The organism is Maridesulfovibrio sp., from assembly GCF_963676065.1.
Lineage (GTDB): Bacteria > Desulfobacterota > Desulfovibrionia > Desulfovibrionales > Desulfovibrionaceae > Maridesulfovibrio.
Genome location: NZ_OY780933.1, coordinates 2326758 through 2349074, shown reverse-complemented (window position 1 = coordinate 2349074; position 22317 = coordinate 2326758). Strand labels below are relative to the sequence as shown.

The 22317-nt window shown below is 44.9% G+C and carries 15 protein-coding genes; 4 read left to right on the top strand and 11 right to left on the bottom strand.

All coding sequences use genetic code 11. The features are described 5' to 3' along the window. The first annotated feature begins 394 nt into the window (after window positions 1-394). Entirely contained in the window at window positions 395-604 is a 210-nt protein-coding gene (locus tag ACKU35_RS10390) for a rubredoxin (RefSeq protein ID WP_319759152.1), read from the top strand. 228 nt (window positions 605-832) lie between these two features. Continuing rightward, a complete protein-coding gene (locus ACKU35_RS10385) occupies window positions 833-1846 on the top strand; it encodes a hypothetical protein (RefSeq protein ID WP_319759151.1) in 1014 nt (337 codons plus the stop codon). A gap of 207 nt (window positions 1847-2053) precedes the next feature. On the opposite strand, the gene ACKU35_RS10380 is transcribed toward ACKU35_RS10385, so the two are convergent. The 3 genes from ACKU35_RS10380 to ACKU35_RS10370 all read right to left on the bottom strand — a co-directional run bounded on the left by ACKU35_RS10380 (window position 2054) and on the right by ACKU35_RS10370 (window position 6769). Beyond that, window positions 2054-3685 carry a sigma 54-interacting transcriptional regulator gene (locus ACKU35_RS10380; protein WP_319759150.1) on the bottom strand — a complete coding sequence of 544 codons (1632 nt, stop codon included), beginning with the start codon at window positions 3683-3685 and terminating at the stop codon, window positions 2054-2056. Between the two features lie 157 nt (window positions 3686-3842). Next, the gene (locus ACKU35_RS10375) at window positions 3843-4604 is read right to left on the bottom strand and encodes an HPP family protein (RefSeq protein ID WP_319759149.1); all 762 of its coding nucleotides are present in this window, start codon (window positions 4602-4604) and stop codon (window positions 3843-3845) included. A 143-nt stretch (window positions 4605-4747) separates the two neighbouring features. Further along, a complete protein-coding gene (locus ACKU35_RS10370) occupies window positions 4748-6769 on the bottom strand; it encodes a hypothetical protein (protein WP_319759148.1) in 2022 nt (673 codons plus the stop codon). Window positions 6770-7526: 757 nt separating this feature from the next. On the opposite strand from ACKU35_RS10370, the gene ACKU35_RS10365 reads away from it, so the two are divergent. Together ACKU35_RS10365 and ACKU35_RS10360 are read left to right on the top strand one after the other, a co-directional pair. Then, on the top strand, window positions 7527-8189 hold the full coding sequence (locus ACKU35_RS10365) for a peroxide stress protein YaaA (RefSeq protein WP_319759147.1): 663 nt from the start codon (window positions 7527-7529) through the stop codon (window positions 8187-8189). A 285-nt stretch (window positions 8190-8474) separates the two neighbouring features. Next, entirely contained in the window at window positions 8475-9020 is a 546-nt protein-coding gene (locus ACKU35_RS10360; RefSeq protein WP_319759146.1) for an HD domain-containing protein, read from the top strand. Here ACKU35_RS10360 and ACKU35_RS10355 read toward each other — a convergent pair. The 8 genes from ACKU35_RS10355 to ACKU35_RS10320 all read right to left on the bottom strand — a co-directional run bounded on the left by ACKU35_RS10355 (window position 9017) and on the right by ACKU35_RS10320 (window position 22295). Beyond that, complete coding sequence (locus tag ACKU35_RS10355; protein WP_319759145.1) at window positions 9017-10828, bottom strand: hypothetical protein; 1812 nt, start codon at window positions 10826-10828, stop codon at window positions 9017-9019. The two genes, ACKU35_RS10360 and ACKU35_RS10355, sit on opposite strands and share 4 nt — an antisense overlap. A 15-nt stretch (window positions 10829-10843) precedes the next feature. Further along, window positions 10844-11455 (bottom strand): hypothetical protein, encoded by a 612-nt coding sequence (locus ACKU35_RS10350; protein ID WP_319759144.1) that lies wholly within the window; start codon window positions 11453-11455, stop codon window positions 10844-10846. 45 nt (window positions 11456-11500) lie between these two features. Next, complete coding sequence (locus tag ACKU35_RS10345; protein ID WP_319759143.1) at window positions 11501-13966, bottom strand: FliG C-terminal domain-containing protein; 2466 nt, start codon at window positions 13964-13966, stop codon at window positions 11501-11503. 205 nt (window positions 13967-14171) lie between these two features. Further along, window positions 14172-15320 (bottom strand): transposase, encoded by a 1149-nt coding sequence (locus ACKU35_RS10340; protein ID WP_319759142.1) that lies wholly within the window; start codon window positions 15318-15320, stop codon window positions 14172-14174. Window positions 15321-15638: 318 nt separating this feature from the next. Further along, a complete protein-coding gene (locus ACKU35_RS10335) occupies window positions 15639-16835 on the bottom strand; it encodes a murein transglycosylase domain-containing protein (RefSeq protein ID WP_319759141.1) in 1197 nt (398 codons plus the stop codon). Window positions 16836-16843: 8 nt separating this feature from the next. Next, a complete protein-coding gene (locus ACKU35_RS10330) occupies window positions 16844-17965 on the bottom strand; it encodes a hypothetical protein (protein WP_319759140.1) in 1122 nt (373 codons plus the stop codon). A gap of 1554 nt (window positions 17966-19519) precedes the next feature. After that, window positions 19520-20287 (bottom strand): hypothetical protein, encoded by a 768-nt coding sequence (locus ACKU35_RS10325; protein ID WP_407944207.1) that lies wholly within the window; start codon window positions 20285-20287, stop codon window positions 19520-19522. Window positions 20288-21197: 910 nt separating this feature from the next. Beyond that, window positions 21198-22295, bottom strand: coding sequence for a hypothetical protein (locus ACKU35_RS10320; RefSeq protein WP_319759138.1), 1098 nt, complete (start codon window positions 22293-22295; stop codon window positions 21198-21200). Window positions 22296-22317 lie beyond the last annotated feature (22 nt).

Here is a 22317-nt window from a genome sequence, read left to right as displayed (position 1 = left end):
AATATTTGGAAGGCTCTGGTACGGGGAGAGTAAATCTAAAGCTTACGTGGAACGTATGTTACCCAAGTGGGGCTAAGAAGTAATCGTGCGTCCAGTCACGCTGAGTTGGTAAGTAATCAACCATTCTCAGCAAGAAGTAAAGCTTTTTTATTTTTAATTATAAAATCGATAAAAAAGGACCATACATATAGACATACCCAGATCCTCAGGACGTATTCTCGGTTATCATGCCCAAAAGGTTCCGTACACGGAAATTGATGGCAGTCAGACAGCGCCCATACTTCAAACACTAATCAATTAAAAAACATACCCAACTTGTTTAATTTTATGCTACTCTGAAAGCATCAACTAGCTAACTAACACTTCTAACACCCTATCATTGCAGGAGGACATTATGGCTGCACCCAAAGATATGTACCAATGCCAAGTAAGCAACTGCGGTTACATTTACGACCCCGATAAAGGAGAGCCTAAAACCGGAACCGCTCCCGGAACAGCTTTCGCCGATATTCCTGACGATTGGAAGTGTCCGCATTGCGGGGCTACTAAAAAATCCTTCCGGCCACTGGCCGGCCCGGGTTCAACCCTAGCTGAAGGCGCTTAAGCCGCAAGTGCTACAACGTAATTTCTATTCATCCTAATATAAAGGACTTACAATTTTCATTGTAAGTCCTTTATATTATGGCGGAAGAACAGAGGACAATTGACTCCGTGCCCTATTGAATACCGTTAATAACCGGGCAACGTTTATTGCCATACAGGAAAACATATCCCTCGGAATATTTTTTGCTTTTCTATCCAGTTAGGAAAAAAATTCTTACTGGAGGAATGTATGATCAATTCATTGAGAGCCAACACACAGTTGCAGCAGGTCAGCTACGACTCACAAAAGTCATATACCACCAGACAACAGACGCAACCAGCTGCCAATCAGGATAAAGTCAGCATATCAAAGACTGGCAAACTAATATCAGGCTTCTTTGCCGATATGGGCGTTGCCTACACTCCCGGGAAAAGCGTTTCTCTGGATGATATTGAAACCGGACTGCAACAGAAACGGCAGAACCTGAACAGTGATATTACGGCCATGTTTCTTGAAAACGGCATAAACACTCCCCCGGAGGTACAGTTAACGTCCGATGAAGAGGGGCATGTGCGGGTTTCAGGTAACCATCCCCAAGCCGAACAAATAGAACAACTCTTTGCAGACAACGCTGATCTTGAAAATGATTTCAAAAGGGTTAGCGCTATGTCCAGCATGGTTGAGGCAGGACATACCCACACGGAATTTGCTAAGCAATACAAGAAGAACCCTTATGCTGCGGTTGCCCAGTTCGGGGAGCAACTCTTTGGGCAAAATAATAATGATGCGTTCATAATGACTGTGGGTGCATCATCCACATTATCATCTCAGGCCGACCAGACGAACTTGCAGGGACAGCCCGAAAATTCGGCAGATGTTAAAGCGACTCAGGTGGAAGAAACTGCCATACCAAAGAATTCTACAGCAACAAATGAATCAACCCCCGACAAGGCTGATGAGTCCTCCACCATTAATTTCTCTGATGCGACCCGAAAGGAGCTGCTAGATTGGATGAATGGAGAAGTTCGAGGCGGACGGATGTCATTGGATGAAAGTTTTCCGCTAATGTCCATGACGCTCAAGATATCCGCAACAACAGGACAATCCATGAGCATGGAGACCGACCAGACGCGTATTAATTTCGAGGAGAAGGCACGATTGGGACTGGAGGCAGCTAATGCACGCAACGATCTTGAAACTGCGAAACAATTAAGGATTGCGTTAAATATTATGGCGAAGAATCAAAGTAAGGACGTAGCTTAACCGTTTCCCAATAACACCGAAAACTTCAAAAATGCATCCTATGATCCAACAGATGGTGCACACTTCTGGCCCCACAGCCTCTTGCTATACCATGCACGACCCTAGTGCTCCAACATTTGAAAGAATTGGATTAATTTTAACTATTGGGAACACATTGCGTAATTTTTTGGAATTTGCGGCTGTGAGCGGTTCTCCATATTTTAGAACCTAACTAATATCCATCTTCTTTATACGACTGGCAAGAGTTGTGGGCTTTAAACCCAACAATTTCGCGGCGCCATCAGTTCCATAAATCTTACCCCGGCACAATTTAAGGGCTCTTTCTATGTTTTTTTTCTGTATCTGCTCCAGTTCATGCTCAGTTAATATCTGTTCACTGGAATCGCTGGTTTGGAATTGTTCTACGGACGGCAGCTCTGACTTCAGACTGTTAAAAAAATCTAGATTTCTTGGATCAGAGCTGGAGGTGATAGCAAAACGTTCAACTATATTTTGAAGCTCTCTAACATTACCGGGCCATGAATACTGTTCCAGCTTTTGTAGCTGCGCATCTGTAAATTGAAATACAGGCCGTTTAATTTCTAAAAGAAATTGCTTTAAGAAATGATTTGCCAAGAGCACGATATCTTCCTTTCGCTCTCGTAGCGGCGGGACATCAATAGGAAAGACATTAAGCCGAAAATAGAGATCTTCCCTGAATCTACCGTTTTCAATCTCGGTTTTAAGATCCTTGTTGGTTGCGGCAATAATTCTTACATCAACCTTACGAGTCTTTTCCTCTCCGACACGTTCGTACTCTCCTTCCTGCAAAATCCTAAGTAGATGAGCCTGCTGCTCAAGGGGGATTTCCCCTATTTCATCAAGAAACAGAGTCCCCTTGTGCGCGGCACCGAACTTACCAACCCTGTTAGCGACAGCACCGGAGAATGCACCTTTAACATGGCCGAAAAATTCACTCGAAAATAAATCTTTGGGAATGGAAGCACAATTCACCTTGATCATGGGACTGCTTCGGCGTGCGCTTCGCTGGTGAAGTTCTCGGGCGACCAGTTCTTTTCCTGTTCCAGATTCGCCCAGTATCAATACGCTTGCGTCTGTGGACGCTACAAGGTCTATCTGCTGGATAATTCTTTGTAGTGGAGCACTTTGACCAATGAATCCGCCGAAAGAGGTTGAACTCATCAACTCTTCACGCAAATAGCTGTTTTCGGACTCAAGACGTCGTCTCAGTTCTTCTATTTTCTCAAAAGCCCGTGCGTTAACAAGTGCAGCAGCAGCATGGTTTGAGATAATATTCAGTATCTCAAGAGCGGGTTGGGCTATTTCACTCTTGGTAAAAACAGCCAGAACCCCCATAGTTGCACCATGGTAAACCATCGGTTGACCGGCAAATCCATTTATTCCTTCCCGCTTTGCCCAATCTTGATGGAGTATCCACTTGGAGTCTTTGGATATTGATTTCACTATGACGGGAGTTCCTGTAGCAGCGATATGCCCTACCTTTCTGGCTCCCAAAGGAAAACGTCGATGATCACCGTCTATACGTGCCCAATCTACAGCAGAATCAAAAACGGACTGTCCGGCGCTGGCAACCAAGTGCAGACATTCTTTTTGATTCAGACACTCATCTTGTAAAGGGCATGAGGGACAGATATCGCCATTTTTGATTAGCCATATTCGAGCGAGGGAAATATTCGGGAATTGGGCCAGCCCATTTACTATAAGAGTGAAAAGAGATCCGGTAGACCTTTGTTGCCCCATCTCCAGCAAAAGAGATTGAATTTTCTCATTTCTGAAGTGAAAAGTTTTTTCGTCAGCCATGCCTGAAGTTCTAAACATAATTATTCCGACTGACAATAGAAATGGCAGTAACATAGTCTTATGAGACAGGACATGGAGATATTTTTTTGAGGTTGGTAGGTATATCTCAGATTATAAACATCCGCTAATCCATGTCCTGCCTTTATTAATTTCTAATGACAATCCCTCCTTTTAATTAACTTGAGGTAATATTATAAAAATGATGTGTCCCGAGAATTATATTCCCTACAGCCATACCCCAGAGACCGGACATTCTGATTGTAGGGGATATGGATTGAAAGCACATAATCATACAACTGACTATACATATTGCTAAGCCCGCAATTTGAACCTTTTCCATGTATAGCCCTGCGTTTTTGACGCAGTTATCACTATCCCGGACAGGAAATTCAAACCAGATTCTATTCCAGATAAACGCAAAGATAACGGTTATTGTGGCACCCCATGCCATGTGCAGTGGGAGCAAGTACCAAGGCATGGGGAGTGGGAGTATCGCCGGTATGGCTGCAGTGGCGGCTGCAGGTGGGTGGTCGGCATCAAATATCTGCATGAAGACAGCCGCGAGCATGACGGAAAGTCCAAGCTTCACAGGGATTATGAATTCGGGCCCCGGGGCGATATAATTTCCTATCCAGACTCCAGCCAATCCGCAGATTGAAGCTACCGTATGTCCGACTATTACTGACTTTGGACGTGCAACACGCAAAAAGACACAGGTAGTGTTTATGAAACATGTTGCTGCAAGAGGAGGATAAAGGACATTGATTCCTGTTTTTCCGGAAAGAATAGCGATGAACCACAGCAGTAGCCCACCACCAAGAGAGCCCCAGATTATACGCGTCAGAGAAACAACTCCCGGACGATATAATTCTTTTGAAAATTCTTCGCGGCATGGTCTGGATAATCTGAACTGTACCGAAGTTGATCTGAAATGCATCTATTACCCCAAGGACATCATTACGAATTAGTCTTGATAGCAAACCGGATGGTTGCACAGCCGACCCCGGTGATGTGGTCGGAAAGACCGGAGCCGGCTGCGTAAGCCATCGAGGCTACAAACAAACGTTATTGCTAATTGGACTATGACCGCCAGCACACATTAGATCTGGCTTCGTCAAAATCCCTGAGGATCATTGCGGCTACTTTTGCAGGATCGGGATCAACGTTCATGCACGAGCCGAGCAATTCCTTTGTGCCGTTATAAAGGAATTCTTCAACTTTTTTAGAACCTTGAACTGGGGCATGAACGCAGTGATAGGAATTGAAACCGAGCATGCGATAAGCGAGAGCTGCTCCCACACCTTTTTCATTGGACCATTCCGGGGTCACTTCGGCAAAAGGCAGATCTTTCAAATGACGTCCGGTATACTTTGCTATTTCTCTAAACACAGATACAGAGTGTGCATTATCTATGCATTCACCAAAATGCCAGACAGGAGGCATTTTAGGACCTAGGAATCTAAGCAGCTTGTCGCCGCATTTTTCCTGCCCTTTGCTGGAACAATATCCCAACTTGGCCATAGGAAAGGAAGCGCATCCGTTGGTAAAGACCAGTACGTTGTTTTTCAACAGGATATCGACGATATCCACGATCGCTTTTTCAAATACGATTCTGGTGTTTGTGCATCCTGCGAGGTTGATGATTCCCTTGATCTTTCCTTCAATCAATGCCGAGGCTATTGTTGAAAGTGAACCATAGCGGGCCTTGAGTGTTTCAAGGTTAAATCCAACTTCAGCCTCAACCTCATGCTCGGGAATATGTCTCTTTACATCGCGACGATTCTTAAAGCTTTCAATTGCGCGGGTAACAATGCGCTCTGCCATTTCTGGAAGTTTGTCCAGATCAGAAAGGTCACGTTTATAACCGATATGCTCTGCTCCGGGCAGACGGTTTGACTCGTTAGTTGTCACGACTACAGTCTTGTAGCAGTTTGCAACATCCATAATACCCGGAAATATTTCCTGAATATCAGCCATCCAAAGATCAAGAGCACCTGTTGCGAGAACAAGTTCAGATCCGTTGGCGTTGGAAAGGGGAATTACTCCTCCAAGCCTGTACAGAGATGACAATCCGGAACAACAAATACCGTAAAACTGAATACCAGTTGCTCCCGCTTCTTTCGCCATTTCAACGAACTTCTCACTGCGGGCTGTTTTTATCACTTCCATTGCCATCTGAGGGGCGTGTCCATGGACTGCAATATTTACTGTGTCTGTTTTCAATGCCCCCAAATTGGCTTTGACGGTGGTCCGCTGAGGCACACCGTAAAGACAGTCGCTTGCAATAGAACCGCCAACAACGCTGTTCATTGAAAATGCGACACCAAGGCGCATGAATTGATCCATGGCTTTACGCCAATCTCCCTGAGTGCCGACGGTGGTCTGATGCAGGGCTTCGAAAACTTCATGGTATGAACCAACAGGAAGTAAATCCAGATTCTCCCAAACTAATTTTCTTTCATACGTAGCTACAGCATCAAGCGTCTTATGAGTTCCGGGGACTGCTCTACTTAAATCTTCCAAAAGAATGTCTGCGATTTGTCCAGCCAGCTCTTCGATAGTGCTGTTCTTAACATCAAGATTGAACATGTCGGCAACAGCTTTGACCTTATTCACACCTTCAATAGGCAGATTAACATCGCCTTCTGCTGCTTTTTTCAGAGTGAGAATGATCTCCCGCGCACGAGCTCCATGTGCGGCAACGCCACCTGCAGCCGACCTGACCAGATTTCGGGCAACAATAAGATCAGCATCAGCACCGCATGTTCCACGGGGAGAACGTTCAGTGATCTTACAGGGACCAAGGGAGCATATTTTACAACAGACCCCTGCCAACCCAAAGGTGCAGTGCGGTTTCTGCTTGTCGAAACGATCAAAACAGTTTTCTACACCCTGCTCATCCATATATTTAACCATGTCCCGTACAGCCGGATCAGGGGCCTGCTCCATTACATCCTTTTTACTGGCAAATGACTGACGATATTCTTTGACTGCATTCTTGTAGTCAGTGAAATCGTTGTGGTTATGATGATGGTGCCCGTGGCTATGATGATGGTGACCGTGACTATGATCATGTTCATGTGTATGCTTTTCGTTTCCCATTTCTGCATTCCTCGATGGCTGTTTCACCTAAGGTAGGCACTTTGACCAACGCAAGCCGATTATTGCTGTCGCTCAAAAATACCCCAAAGGCTTTTGGCTTAAGTTATTTTATTCAGCTATAAGGCAAGAGCTGTGCCTACGAGATAAAACCAAATAAGCCACCGAAATAATGAACTATTTATTTTTTGACACTAAAACATAACAACGCTATTTCGTTGAAGAAACGAAATTTAGTGTATTAACAACAAAATTTCGTTACGACTTAGGAATAATCAACAGTTAGAAATTTGACCGTTCGAGCCTGTACATCTTTGCTTGAGGTAGCCCCGAGTTGACCTTGTTTACCCGCAGGTTAACCAGCACGAAAAAGCCTAACTACCAGTTTTGATAGCTAGGCTTAATTATGAGAAATTTATATGGTGGAGCTGGGGAAATTGAACCAACTGCCTCTTGAATGCAATGCGAAAAGACAGCTCGCCAGGGTTTGACATAATAAGATTAATTTTATCCATGAGAGAACACGTTTTGGGTATTTTCCGGGATTTGCGGAGAATGGGAGATTTCCAGGATTTTTTTCACTGGAAAAGAATATGTAAATTAAGGCCCTTCTCAAAAAACAATATCTTTCTATTTCATCCCATAATATAGAAGAGGACCCCAACTTTTATTTTGTACAAATAAATTGCAATTAACTGATTCGTTTATTTTACTTGCTAAACTCCAACGTTTTTAACGAATTAAACTCGTAAGAATTTTTATGAAAACTATTATCTTAATTCCACCATCTGAGGGTAAAGCTGACGGCGGACACAATAAACCTCTAAAGTCTGTATCAGGTATTGCTGCCGACTTAATTGAAGCGATTAAAGAAGCTGATCCCATAAAGCTATATGGACTTAAGAAAACGGCTCTCGAGAAAGCTATTACTGTAAATAAGGAAGTCTTAATTTCAAAAACAATGCCTGCTATTGAACGGTATACAGGCGTAGTTTATGACGCAATTGATTATCAAACTTTGAAAAATAAATCTGACTTCGATAAAAAAGTGTTAATTGTTTCAGGTCTATTTGGCCTTGTAAGCCCGTCTGATTTGATTCCTAATTATCGTTTAAAAATTGATAAATTAAAAGCTGCCAAGTTATGGGTGAATTCCAATTCAGAGCAATTGAAAAACAAATTTGTTATTGATTTATTACCGCAAGCACACAAGAAAGCTGTAAAATATGATCATGGAATTGAGGTTGAATTTGTTCTAAAAAAAGCAGGTAAGAAGATGCCGGCAGGTCACCAGGGAAAGCACATTAAAGGTCGCTTTGTCAGGTGGCTTATTGAAAATAATATCACTGACCCAAAACATTTTAAAGACTTTATGGAAGAAGGCTATAAGTGGACTGGTGAATATTTTTTAAAGGAAATTTAATTATTTGAAACTAAAAGGCTTGGGTAGCTATCAAAGCCTTTAAATACTATTTCAATATATTACCCCGACAGTATAGGTATAGGAAAAGACTTTTATGACAGAATATTTGGAATAGGGGGTGCTTTTTTCTTATAGGCTTTGTGCCAATAGTCACCCCTCCTTGGGCAATCTTCAAATGTTTTTTATGGATCGGATCATATTTTTTAGCTGAAGAACTCGGCAAATACCTGGCAAGACAACATATTATTTATATAATGTAACATTGCCGTACAAATGGAGAACAATTTGAATTTCATCTCGCAAGACACATATATGAAAGCTTGGAACTTTGCAGCGCAAAAGCACCTTGGGCAATGTGTACCCGGAACAGAAAAACCATACATCTTGCATGTCGGTGCTGTTGCCATGGAAGTAATGTCTGCATTGGCTGTCAGCCCGTCAGACATGGATTGCGATCTGGCGGTCTGTTGCGCTTTGCTTCACGACACCATTGAAGATACAGAGACAACCTATGAAAAATTAGAAGAGCTGTTCGGAAAGGGGGTTGCAGATGGGGTAACAGGATTAACCAAAGACAAATCCCTCCCTGACAAGAAAGCCCAAATGTCCGACAGCCTCGAACGCTTGAAGAAACTCCCCCATGAAGCACAACTGGTCAAACTTGCAGACCGGGTTGTAAATCTTCAGCCGCCGCCATCCTACTGGACAAAGGAAAAATGCGCCAAATACCGTGAAGAAGCAAAATTGATCCATGAACAATTGAAAGATTCCAACAAAATGTTGGCTGATCGTTTAGCGTCAAAAATTCTTAATTATAAAAAGTACTGCTAGCCCAAACACCAGAGTAATTTAACCCGAAAAGCAACCAAAATTGCCAAGAGACACGTAAAGGCAATTGTTCCAAAAATGCCCACTAGAACGCAGCTAAGCTTTCCACCTCTGCTTGTGGCATAGAGTGAAAGATCACCCCAAAGTCTCAGGTGGATACCGGCCAGTGCTATAGGGATTAAACCATAGGCCAGAAAGATCAGGCCGTTCTCCTGCATAAAAGGGACAAACAAAGGAATTAATGCCACCCAGGCCAACGTATAGCTTCCAACAAGCAGCTTCCAATAGCCGTCATCAAAAAACTCATGCCAAAAGGGCCCACTATAGCGCATCATCTTTGCCACAAAATGCTCTCTCTTCACAGGAGCTTTCTGGTTCGTAGCAAAAAGACAGTCCCCATTTTCATCATACACTTGATAAACTAAATTATCTGGATCAGATTTTTTTGTTATCCTCAAAGCTTCGGTAATGGTTTTTCCTTCTGACGGGAAAATTCCAGCATGACGGTGCTCATCAATACTTTCATCATAGCCCAAAAGAATAAAGTTTCCTCGCGGTGCCATAAAAATATTGGGATCAAAAATCTCCTCTTCTTCAACATTCGAAGCGGCATCCAAAGCAGTAAAGCAGCTCCAGTAATCAAGGTATTTTTCCACCGAAACAGTTGGAAGACTTGCTGCTTCGGCTCCGCTTATCGGTTTGATAATAATTCCTTCAAGATAAGAGTATGAGATCAGGAAATACTCCCGTCCATCTTCGCCATGTTTCTTAAAAATCAACCGACTTCCAAAAGTATCAAGCGGGCCTTCATGGACAACGGAAAAGGATATATTTTCCCCCAGTAATTCAGGACATTGAATTTTCTCATCACCATCAGCAGGATTAACTATTCGCAGTTTCACTAGCTCCTGGGGATTATGGGTATTGAGGTTCAGGAAAAAATCATTCTTTTGGGGATAGGGTTCAAAACTGACGGTAATCCGGTGAAGCTGCCCCCTTCCCGGCCCAACTTCCCTTTCAAGGGAACCATGAATCCCGGAAAGAATATTTTTCGAACGTAAAGAAAGAAATAACCCGTTGCCATAGATATAAGCTTCGTCAAGTTCTGTTGAATCATCAAATATGCGCTGGATATTGCCGTTAGTAACACGACAGTTGCTATGAAAATCAAGGCCCTCCCATATTGATGTGATACCCTCCATCTCCCCGAATATTTTTTTCAAACATTTCAGATTCTGCGGCATCAGATTGCTCACAGTATAAGTACAGCGATCTGTTTCAATAGCATTAAAATTTACCAAAAATTTATTGAGAGTATAGTGGCGGCCTTCTTTCGTATTATCGAGATATTTGAATTGTTCTGCCCCGGAAGATTCCATTTTTTCCATGAAAGTATCAAATGAACCGAGCGGACCGGTTGCAACAACACTATACCATTTGTGCTTACGGAAAGTGAGTGCGTAGAATCCAGCAGTCAATACATAAAAGATAACAGCAATGGTAGCGGTTCCCTGACCGGCAAGACTCATATCAAAGGCAACCCATACAAAAAATGCCCCCAGCCCGAACTTTATAAGTCCCTCGCTAAACGGGGCACAGCCGTAAGCAGGGATCAGGCCCAACAAAGACAATGTTTCCAAGATTAAAGCTCCGCCCCCCCCTAAAAAAAAGACCCCCATGAGATCTGATGGCGAAGTAGAAAAAGGAAAAGTGAAAAACGCTCCCAGAAAAAGGATAAAAGTATAAACACCCACAACCACCGGAGTTATGTTTTTGAGATGGCGGTGAAGGATATAAAAATAACTCAGCATTAAAACGACCTATCTCTACCTTTCAATAACCCGGTATTCAATCTGGCCCGAATCAATCCGCGAACCAAACACCTTGACCCAGTAAACCTGCACTTCATCATCAGTTACCGTCTTCAAAACCACATTACGGGCCCTGCGCCCGGCAAAGACCTGATACCATTTGCTACGCTTGGAGATGTCGACACGCTCCAAACGGTAATGGTCAGCCATAACTTCAAGCACCCCATCATGCCGATTTCCCACACGGTCATCGGCATAAATATGGACAACGTCTATGGCACACAACCCATGCAAAGGGATTATGATTTCATTGACATCCCTAGGACGGCACTTATCGCCGCCAATACAGGCAGCCTTAGCAGGATAGAACTCAACGATCAGACCATTGGCAATATCTGCTTCACGCTCTTTGACTCTGGCAATTCTTCGTTCCTCATTTCTTCGTTTTTCCTGCTCTACAGCCAGTTCTCTGGCCTTTAAATCAAGTTCAGCCTGCTTTTCACGTGCTTCAAGCTTTTGTTGCAGAGTGAGCGCACCCCATTCATCATCCGACATATCAAGCGGATGGGAGGCACACGCTGCAAGCAACATTAACAGCACAAAACACAATATTCTCACAAGGCTCACGATCAACCTCCAGAATCAAAACATAAATACAAAGCTCAACTGGTCCTAATTTTCGCTAAAGATGTCGTCCGGGTCACTGAACAGGTCGTCATCATCAAAATCACTGGCCACAGCAACAATCCGCTGCACGATGCTCTCATTGCTATCCTGGCCGCAATCTTGTTCCGATGAAAGTAGACCATACTCCAGCACAACTTTTACCAGATTATACTTCGCCTTAAACACCTGTTCCTGATTAAGGCTGCAACCCTGCATTTCCATATCTTCCCTGATCATATCCCCTGCCCTTTCCGACATGTTGGACATAAAAAGTTCTATCAACTCCTCGGAAGCATCCGCAAGGGCCAAACATAAATCAACATTGGAAACATATTTCAGCAGTTCACGAATCTGGTAATCCGACAATTCAATCATCTGATCAAAACCGAAACTTAAAACTCTGGTTAAAGTCACAGCTATTTTACAATCGGAATCAATAATAACAGTTTGAAGCGACTCGCGCTTCTCCTGATTCAAATGTGGAAGCAGAGAACAGATCAGGTCAAAATCATCTGTATACGGCTCAAGCTCCAGCAGGACATGAAGGATTATATTCTCATGAAGCCTGCTGAACACCGAGACCCTCTCCAGCGCATCCATCACGTACAATCCCGCAACTACCTTCTCGGAGAGGCTCTTATGCACAGGAGCGGAACCATAGACAAAAGTATCCGCATATTTTTTGACCAGAGTATCAATAAGCCTAACAGCAGGGCTCTTTTTGTCTCTTTGCTCGCATGCTGACACCTTAAAATCATAATTCGAGATAATCATGTCTGCAAGACCTGCAAGAAGACTTGAACTTGCCTGCTGCCATGAACAGCCTGCCCCCCTCTGTTCCCCCACAGGCATTCCTACATTTGCTGCAAAAAAGCCCCATGAAGATGAAGCAAAAGATGCAATTTCTTCTGCCCTGAGCCGACCAAGAAGTTGTGCAAATTCAATTCGCTCCAAAAGTAAGGCGTCCCAATATTTCAGTCCGGCCAATTCCTGATACATGCCCCTGTATTGGGTGTAATTGTCAGAGAGTGCGTCAAAATCAGGCTGAAGATTCTGGACCAGATTCAAAAGACTTATGCCTATTTCCTCTTCATTACTCTGAACTATGAATTCAAGTCCTAAGTGAAAAGCATCAATGCGTTGCTGCTGTGAAAGCACGTAATCCATCCCAACCCAACGCTTAGGAGGGATCATCGACGCCAATTCAGCAACAACGGAAAGTTGATCAAAATCATGTGGATTGCCTGACTTCACTTCGTCCAGAGATAATTTAAAAACAAACCAGCCGAAGAGGGTGGCAGGATCATCGCCTTGATCCACAAAGAACTTGGAACCATCATCTCCTTGTATTGCGGAATATTCAGTCTTATTTTCATTGTTTCCCTCTTGTGGAAGCAGGCCTGTTTCTCTGGTCATGGGCAATTTCTCAAAAACATGAGCCTGAAGCGCCACTCTGGTCATATGAGGAGAAAACGAGCCTAAAATACAACGGCATCCGGTTTCCACAATGTCAAAAGACCAACCCACATACTGCAAAATAAGGTTGATACGCCCCTTAGCCCAAAGCTCAAGTGTTTCCGGTTCAAAACCGTCAGTCACATGGGTAAGTCCATCGCGGAAAAAAGAAGAAGTGATCTTAGGAACATCAATATCAACGGAAAGAATTCCATCATTCAAAGCTTTATCCATCAATCCGAGCATGGAATTAACGGACTCTGTATTTTGCGGGCCTTCCACTATGCTTTCATGCATGATTGGCCCCGGATGCACCTCCGACTGCTTCAGATTAAATTTATCCGCAAGTAGCGCAATAAACTTATCCGGCCTATCACCTTTACATATTCCAAGGAACAGTTCCGACATTCCTTCAAGAGTATTTCTAACTTCACCAAGCAGGGATTCACGCAAATCCCGGACCTCAAACTTTTTACTGTTTGGGGTCTGCATGGCTCTCATGAGTATTTCCCGTGTATAAATATCTATGTCAGCTTCAAGGAGTGAATCAAAAACAATCCCCCCGTGCTCACGCCAGGCATTTGTTATCATCAGCCAGCGAACTATGGTGTCTTCAGGGTCGGCAGTAAACGAGCTGTACGATTCTTCAATCCAAAGGAATTTGGGCTTCAGCGGCGGACTATCAAAATGCTCAAAATCATCAAAGTCCTTATCGGGAAAAAGACAAGAACTAAAACTATAGCACCTTAAAAAATCGGCAATCAGAACGGCCAACTGCTCATGTGAAGGTAGAGGTATTGACTTACTCAGAGCAGAGACGCTCTCTCTTCTGGCCTGCGGCAGATGATCCAGAACCCGTGTACGCGCAGCTGTTGAAACGGACTTTAAAATTAACGCCCACTCTTCATCCGAATAAGCGGGATAATTCCAGATAATACCATTCAATATCCTGCTGTCGGTAAAAAGCAGCAAATCTGCTCCATATTTTTCTATGAGTTCACTACCTTGTTCTGCCATGAATTTCCCCTGCTTAGTTTCCAAAGTGCGCAATTTAATCTTCAATCATTTCAAAACTAAGACCGCATTCCGAAACAACTTCTGTCTGGATTTGTAGCGGTCTTCTTTCGAAGTATAGGTTATTACATAAGATCTTTCTTTACCTAAAAAACTCGACTTTCGGAGTTGTAGATTATTCTATAACTCCCTTTGATCTTTGACATTTCTACCTGTTTAAGCCGTAAATATAAAATTCTTGCTTGAGGATTTCAGCCATCATAACTTGGCTCAACTTCTCTGCAACAGGCTTGTTTTTCAGTAAATTTACCGAAGCTAAAATCAGGATTAGTTGAAGGGACTCCAAGTAATCCAAGTCGCGCATTTCTTCGCAGCAGGTGTGTAAAAGCAGACCGGGAATGCGTGGATCGTCATTTCGCCTTTGTTCCAAAGCGAGGAAGAGATACCGCATCATAACAATGGTGGTGTGCGCGATAAGCGCATCGAAATATCTGGCCTGACAGCCTTTTTCCAAATCCAGATGCTGTTTGATTGTGCGGAAGATTCCATCAACGGTCAAACGTTCCTCTCCAAACCTGTAAAGTATTTTGGAGGTGCGTTTAACCATGCAGATAACAGGCAAAAATTCGCTTGTATCAGCGATGATTGAAGGCATGTCGAACCAACGGTCCATGAGCAAATATTTGGCCCGAATTCCGGCAAATAAAGCTCGACGCAGCATAGGGCCGATTAAAGTTGTGGATTTGCGTATAGCTTCTTGGCAACGCTTGGCTCCGCAGGTTCGGCTATCAACCTGCTTGGTGACACCTAGAATTCGCTTCTTCTCATTGTGAGAAGACAACAGGACAAAATCTAGGGGAGCAAGGCTGTTGCCGTCAGACCAACATAAGCTCAACAACCGGAAACATTTAAGAAATTTGCTTTCCGAGTAATCAAAAACACAGGCCAGCAACTCGATTTTTTTTGCACGGGGACGATGCACGATGGAGTCATCGATCATAAACACCAATTCTAGGTCGTCCGAGGTCAGTTCTTGAAATACAGCGCAGACTTTGGCTGCCAGACGGAGCAAGAAACGCCGCCAACTGAAACGGCTTGAACGGAAGAAATCGTAGGCTGCGTCTTTAGCAAAATCCTTGTTCTGCTGGGTTGCAAAGCATCGGTAAAGATTGAGGCTGAAAAACGGAAAAGAAAAAATGCAGGAAAACAGAATGGTTTGGGATACTCCCTTTGTTTTCGTGATTCCGCAGCTATGGGCAAGGGTTCCAATCCCGAAATGCTGAAAAAAAGAGTCAATTCGACTTGGAATTTGTTGTTCAGAGGCTTGCAGGACGTGGTTGGTAGAGATACGTTGCATCCGAGTCCTTCTCCTTTTTATTCCTGGTGCGTGAGAACAACAGAATATCAAGGCAGTAAGGACCCTTCAATTAAAAACAGCCCTTATTTCAACATGTTGAATGTTGGTTAAACTGTAAAAATATCTCCGAAAGTCGAGTTAAAAAACATAAATTTCACCGGACACAGGTATAACGCCACTCTGGAAAACATACTTCAGAACATAGGCGTCGTTTCCGTTGATATTTTCAACACCTGAAAAAGTTCTTTTATATCCAGCAAAAACCTTGGTCAGTTCATCATATATTTTGCCTATAAATACAGGCTGATTTACTTATCTCTAGCTATATTTCCCAATTCTATCGGAAACTTTAACCAGATATTGTCTTGTTTCATCATAAGGTAAATCTGTTTTCAGCTGCTCATAAACTTCTTCCGGGGAGAGTTTGTTTGCAGCCTTGGCCAGTTTGCTGAGACTGGTTGTCCCGGTCAATGCCCGGGCGACGTTGCCGGCTCCGGTGTTGTAGCCTGCAATGGTACAGTGCTGTCTGGTTTGCTTGTCCCGTATTTTTCGGAAGTAACGATAATTTAAAAGATGTAGATAGGCCGTCCCCAGCTGTACGTTTTGTTCCGGAACAAAGAGATATTCCATTTCAACTACACGTTTATTGCCGAAAACAAATTCATAGGCATCAACTCCGCCGCTTCTGGGAACAAGTTGCATCAGGCCATATGCCGGAACGGAAGAAATTGCTCTAGGGTTGAAAGCTGACTCGGTTTCGATCACTGCGAAAATCAAATTTGCGGGGATTCTGTATTTTTTGGAATATCTTTGCACCGGCCTTTTTAATATTTCGCTTGAAAGACGATTTACTTTTGGGTCAAACTGAATTTGAACAGATACAATTTCAGCTGATTGCTCATAACTATCCAGTGGACGTTTGCTGATTCTGCCCTGTTTACGTATCGCTTGTCGAATGGTCCTGGGGTTTTTGGACAGCCCTTCCTTTAGAATGAGTGAACCTGCATCAGCCAGATTTTCCCGCCCTACAGAAAATTTTTCCGTGTTTTCTTTAAACCTCGGCAGCTTTTCCCGGACCGGGTCCATTCTGCTTTGTTCTTTAGTCCGTTTATCAAGCAGCTTTGTTCCAAGTTCTTCAATCCATTTCGCCTCATGCCGTTTTGAAGTACCTGAAGGGACAATGGCTTCAATGCTCACAATCTGCCGCTCGTAGTCCACCATAATGCGTCCATTGGATTCATCATCATAACCAACCCAGCGTGTGGCAGAAGGCAATATTGCTTCAGAATATCCCCACTTAGGTTCAATTTTGTCACGAGCATTGGCATATGCAGCTCTGGTCATCCTGTCCAGTTCGGCAAACCGCTCTTGAACTAAGCTTTCGAATTCATTAAAATTGTTGTTTTTTGATTGCTCGAATTCAGCGAAGAAATCTTTGGCAAGAGCCGGATAGGCAAAAAAGCTCAGCCCACCGCAGATAGCGGCGCTGAGGAATTTGCGTCTGGTTAGCGACATATTTACTCCTAGGGAATGCAGATAACAACATTACCTTGTTTGAGAAAAGGACTTCCGCGGCGTGCCTGTTCTGAAATAGCCCAGGCATCCTTTTCATTTAACATTATCAATCCCGGCTCATTTCCATATTGGCCTTTGGCCAGAATTACGTTGTCTCCCAATTCATTCATGCGCGCGGCTTCACTAACAGAAGCCGCGTATCTAGCCATTCCCCTGTCACGAAAAGATGCCGGGTCGATGACTTTGATGGAATATATAGCAGCGGTACTCCCATCTTTGGTCCGCACAGCTATAACCGGAAGCAGCGTTTGCTCAAAGCGGTGTCCCTGAAGTGCAACAACCAGTCCTGTAGCTGATTTTGCAGGGTCAAACGGTGTCATACCCGGAACAGGTGTTGTTACTCGTTTTATAATGTTTTCTTTCGCTGTTTCGCCAGCATCGAATAGTTCGTTTATCTCGGAGTTTTCGTTTTCAGCAGATAATTCGTCTGGGTCGGACAGTTCTGGCTCTTCTGATAATTTACTGTCTTCAAATAACCCGCTTACATCGGAGAGTTCTTTAGTGTGTAATTCTTCAGAAGGGCCCTTTTTGACTGATTCTGTCTTATCTATAGAGCCCAAAATGGACTGCAGTGATTCTGTATCGGGAATATACGTTTTCTCAGGCACAGCCGGAGACCTTAGCGCTGTTTCGTAGTCTACGGCTTCAGCTAGATTGGGCATGCCTTTGCATTTGCCCCGGCCATTCAGGCAGACAGCCAGTTCAACCTCAGCCAATACGGAGCCGTCATCTTCTATGCTGACATCAGTGCGGATAACACGGGCCGCCCGGATCATGCCGTTGACACGGGAAGCGATTACTTCTTTTTCCAAAACCGCATCCACCACAAGGGTACGTCCATCAATATGGACTCCCTTGATGGTTTCAAGCAAGTTGCGTGCAGCAAGGATTTTACCTGCGCGAATTGCCTTGATTTTGTCCTTGGCTTTATTGCCGGAAGAAGTGGCTGTTCCCATTCCGACTGAGCTGACCACTCCTGCAGTCCAGTTTACTTCCCCGTCCTGAGCGGATGCCGCAGATACGGAAAGTACGCAAAGGATTACTGCCAGTAAGATTAATCTGTATTTCATTTTATTCTCCATCATCGATAGTGTTCTTTTTTGAGCTGTCAGTTTTAAATGCCTTTGCACCAGTTACGAATCAGTTCTTTCTACCCCTCAGGTAAGTTTTATCCGTTTTGTGGTGGCCCGCAGAATCAACAGCTTCAACTACGAATACGTTTGCACCTGAAGGCAGTTTGTTCAGGTCAACTGGGAATTTTTGATAATAGCTTTTGCCAGATACGGTTAGAGAAACTGTTTTTTTAAATTTTAAGTTTGTTAAGGTTAATTTACTCAGTTTTGTGTCATCAGAAGCCCTGACGGTCAGCGTGGCTGTGCTGCCGCTTGTGCTGGCGGAGATGTCCACCTCAGGCGGATTGTCCACTTTCGGTCTGGGGCGAGAGAATGAGGTCCTTGCGGAATCTTCCTTGCCGTCAGTATCAACCACGATGGCCTCAAAGGTGTGGCTTCCGTATGAAAGGCGGCTGATGCTGCCTCCCGGTAACGTTTTATTGTATCTGGGCCCGGATAAGTTTCTAGCCAGTATCCTTTTTCCCGTTTGCGGGTCTTTGAAGTAGAGCTTGGATAATCCTTTGTCGTCAGAGGCGCTAATGGTGACGTATAGTTCGTCATTTTCCACGCGTGAAGACAGGCTTAGCCTCGGCGGCTCGTTGGTCTTTGGTTTTGCTCTCGTGAAAGATACTTTCGCTGAAGTTTCCTTGCCGTCAGTGTCTACCAGAATACCTTCAAAAGAGTGGGTCCCGTATGAAAGACGGCTCAAGTTGCCTCCCGGTAGCGTTTTATTGTATCTGGTCCCGGATAAGTTTCTAGCCAGTATCCTTTTTCCCGTTTTCGGGTCTTTGAAGTAGAGCTTGGATAATCCTTTGTCGTCAGAGGCGCTAATGGTGACGTATAGTTCGTCATTTTCCACGCGTGAAGACAGGCTTAGTCTTGGTGGTTCGTTGGTCTTTGGTTTTGATCTCGTGAAAGATACTTTCGCTGAAGTTTCCTTGCCGTCAGTGTCTACCAGAATACCTTCAAAAGAGTGGGTCCCGTATGAAAGACGGCTCAAGTTGCCTGCAGAGAGAGTGTCATTGTATGTGGGGCCGGATAAATTTTTAGCCAGCATCCTTTCTCCCGTTTTCGGGTCTTTGAAGTAGAGCTTGGATAAACCTTTATCGTCAGAGGCACTAATGGTGACATATAATTTGTCATTTTCCACGCGTGAAGACAGGCTTAGTCTTGGTGGTTCGTTGGGTTTTAGGCCACCTTTCCAGTGAAAGCGAATTTCTTCCTGACGGCTTTCGTTATTAGCCGTGTCGATGGCTACAACCGTAATACGATAATCTCCAGCCTTTTTTCCTTTTAGGTCAATTTCTGTAGGCTTGTAATATCTTTTTGTACCCGAAAGGGGGAGGCTGTCAGTGTCGATTATTCTTCCTGATTTGATTTTGCTGACAACAATTTTTGAGAGCCCATGATCATCAGAAGAATCTAATGTTATTTTTAATATACTGCCTTCCAGTCTTGAAGTGACAGTTAAAGTCGGAGGACTGTCTACGTCATTTAGGCCCGCATCGTCGTTCAGGTCGGCATCGTCTCCGCCCAAGTCGGCATCGTCTCCGCCCAAGGCGGCATCATCTCCGCCCAAGGCGGCATCGTCTCCGCCCAAGGCGGCATCGTCTCCGCCCAAGGCGGCATCGTCTCCGCCCAAGTCGGCATCGTCTCCGCCCAAGCCGGCATCATCTCCGCCCAAGTCGGCATCGTCTCCGCCCAAGCCAGCATCATCTCCGCCCAAGTCGGCATCGTCTCCGCCCAAGTCGGCATCGTCTCCGCCCAAGTCGGCATCGTCTCCGCCCAAGCCGGCATCATCTCCGCCCAAGTCGGCATCGTCTCCGCCCAAGCCAGCATCATCTCCGCCCAAGTCGGCATCGTCTCCGCCCAAGCCGGCATCATCTCCGCCCAAGCCGGCATCATCTCCGCCCAAGTCGGCATCGTCTCCGCCCAAGCCGGCATCATCTCCGCCCAAGGCGGCATCGTCTCCGCCCAAGCCGGCATCGTCTCCGCCCAAGGCGGCATCGTCTCCGCCCAAGCCGGCATCGTCTCCGCCCAAGTCGGCATCGTCTCCGCCCAAGCCAGCCTCGTCTCCACCCAAGTCGGCATCATCTCCGCCCAAGCCGGCATCATCTCCACCCAAGTCGGCATCGTCTCCGCCCAAGTCGGCATCGTCTCCGCCCAAGTCGGCATCATCTCCGCCCAAGTCGGCATCGTCTCCGCCCAAGTCGGCATCGTCTCCGCCCAAGTCGGCATCATCTCCGCCCAAGTCGGCATCGTCTCCGCCCAAGTCGGCATCGTCTCCGCCCAAGGCGGCATCGTCTCCACCCAAGTCGGCATCATCCTGTCCTGTGATCTTAGAATCTGCATCATTGGGGGTATTTACTGAGTCGTTCTCAGCAACAACTGCACTTTTGGTGACGGTGAAACTGAGACTTTTTTCAGGAGACGTTAACCCGTTGGAAGAAGTAGCTATGATTCTGGCGCTATATTTGCCTGTAGGAAGTTCAAATGTTTTACTGGAACCGGAAAAAGCAATACCTCCGGCTGAAAGCTCATCCTGATCAACTTCCACACCGTTGGCGTTCAGTATCCTGATTTTAATGCTGGAGAGGGCTTCCCCGCCGACCTTCACGGAAACAGAAACATTGCCGTTTTCGAAACGTTCGACATCGCTTGAAAGGATCAGCGGCGGAATCTTGAATTTATCATGAACCGCCTCGGCTTTTTCCACACTGGATTCTCTATATGGATCAACGTGTTCATCCAGCCTGTCTGAAGAATCAAAGCTCTGGGCATTATCAATTTCCGGAATATCCACCCTGACCGCTCTGCTCATGCGCTGGTTGACATCCTGAGCCTCAACAACCAATGTTTCCTTTGATTCTCCGCCGATCAGTCCGACGACAAAAGAATAGTCTCCGTAATAGTATCTTCCGCGCAAGCGGTTGTCCGTATAGGGAGAAGGTTTATACACTTGAGCTTTATTTTCTCCCGGGGCAAGAACTTTAACTTTTATTACGGGTTGCTTGGATTTCCATTTAACCCGTAAATGCGCATTATCCCCGGAACGGACAGCGGTAGCTTCACTTATTTCAGGTTTCGAGCCAGCTTCAGCTTGAGTTGCAAAACCGCATAACAGAGTCAGAGTTAAGGCAATAAGATACCTTAGAGTCAGAGTTTTCATAGATGCTTCCTTTGTGGCAAACTATTTTGCGGCTAATTCACGGGGAGAAACTTCACGGATGGTAAATTCTTCAACAACAAATGCAATGCGGGCATCGAAGACCTTAGGTCTGAGATAGTTATCCACTTCTGAATCAAGAATAGTTATGTTGGCCTTAATTCTTACAAAGGTGTCGGTACCATGTTTCTGGTAGGAATCTATTACCTGGGTAAATTTACTGCACCCGTTTAAAGTGGGCAGAGCTGGGAAACCGATTTTCGCATTTATCTCACGTTCTCCCAGAGATTTTATCTCAATAATCCAAGCGGCTATCATGGCTCTGCTTTGTGCTTCGGCAGCATCACAGGCCCAACGAATATTGTATGGAAGCGGGGTGCCTGAGCCGCCTTTGACTGTTGCCAGTCTGACTTTGGCAAAAAGTCCGGCCTCGTCATAGCTGACGTTTTTATTCAGCGCCAAAGGCAGATAACCTGACTTCTTTTGGATAATCGTGTCGAGCATTTCCAGCTTGTAGGCAACAACAAGTCCGTCACCGCTGGTTCCGCTGTTGGCATCAGTTCCTACACCAGTATGAGCTGCCCCAATACCGATAGTCGTTCCGGCTTTTATTCCGGCCTCGGTTTTAAAATTATCTTTTGATGCGAGATCATAGCGGGTCAGACGCATTGCTTCCGTAACGTATGGGGTATTGGGCTCAAATGAAATCTCTGCCAGATTTTCAGGGGTTATGATTTCAAGTCCCTGAAACTGAGTACGGTCCAGATCACCGATATCAATGCCTGCGTGTCCTCCCGGACCAGCGAAAGTCTGACCAGTGACACCCAGTCCTACGCTGAACGCAAAGTCCTGCTCCATTGAGCTGTGGGAGCGTTCTGTTCTGGTTTCAATATCCTCAGAATGCGCATCAGCCACAAATCGGCCTTTGGGTGAGACCCAGTAACCGATGCAGGCATCATCTTTGGGGAATTTAGGAACTAAATAGTTGCTGCCGAATACATCGCTAACCTGATCTTCGTGCTGAAGTGTAGCTCTTTTGCCAACACAACCTCCGAAAATTATGAAACTGAAACAAAACATGATGATCAAAAAACGGCGAGAGAAGCGGAACCTGAATTGCATTATTGTGACTCCTATTCACTAA